This is a genomic window from Rickettsia sp. TH2014 (assembly GCF_019249195.1).
In the GTDB taxonomy this organism is placed as follows: Bacteria; Pseudomonadota; Alphaproteobacteria; order Rickettsiales; family Rickettsiaceae; genus Rickettsia; species Rickettsia felis.
Window position 1 is genome coordinate 1 of record NZ_MXAX01000069.1, and the last position, 1023, is coordinate 1023.

Here is a 1023-nt window from a genome sequence, read left to right on the forward strand (position 1 = left end):
AAATACTAAAATTATTAGTATTTGTTTATTGTTTTTATGGACCCCGGGGTCAAGCCTATAGTACTGGGCAGTTTTTGAGAAGACCTCGATGACATCCCTGCGAAAGTGAGGATCCAGGCTAAAAAATCTTAATTTCAAAAATTTTCTGTATTTATACTTTTTTTTCTGGATTCCCGCTTTCGCGGGAATGACATAAAGAGCATTTACCGGCCCACGCAACAATGCCTATGGGGAATGTGATATAAGAGTCATGCAACAAAGCAATCTTATTGCAGGAATAACATCAAACTAACTATTAAACTTAGCATCAAATAGCTCTTTATGTATCACCGTCCAAATTAGGTGTATCTTCACTAAGTGTTTTAATTTCATTAAGTAAAAAGAATTGTGATTTAGCAATTTCTACTAATCTAGAACCTGTTTTAGTCCCAGTATTAGCATCAGCATCAGAAACATAACCTCCTTCTAAAGGTAATATGTGCACTGAAGTAGCAAGTGCTTCGATGTTTTCTTCAAAAACCTCTTGATAAGGCAGGTTATGAAAGAGGTCTATTATTTCTGCTTTTAACATCTCTATAATTGTTATATATTTCTTATGCTTATCCTTATCAGGATTAAATATCGAAAGATCAGCTTTATGCTTAATTAATAATCTGCAAATATCTTTATATGTAGGATTTTCCGGTTTATCTATAAGTGAATTTAATGCTAAAAGAACTACTTTACCTCTTTCTAACATTACAGCATTAGGATTACCGTCATGCTCTAATAAAACTTTAAGCATTTCTATATACGTAAGTGGATCGTGTTCCGGTTTAGAACCTAAAGCTTTATAATTGGGTTCATAGGCTGCGATTGCATCAGATACTACTAAAGCAACAGGATCTTCTGAGTGGTCATGTGCTGTTGCGCCATATTTAAACAACTTTTCTAAAATTTCGACATTACCTTTTATTATTGCTGATATAACGCCTTGAGATGCAATAGCTTCTTTTATTAGGTCGTGCCTCCGTATTGCAGTTT

1 pseudogene is annotated in these 1023 nt (G+C 34.0%); it reads right to left on the reverse strand.

From position 1 onward, the window contains the following. Positions 1-319 precede the first annotated feature (319 nt). Positions 320-1023, reverse strand: a pseudogene (locus KYQ89_RS01070) (hypothetical protein); the annotation flags it as partial.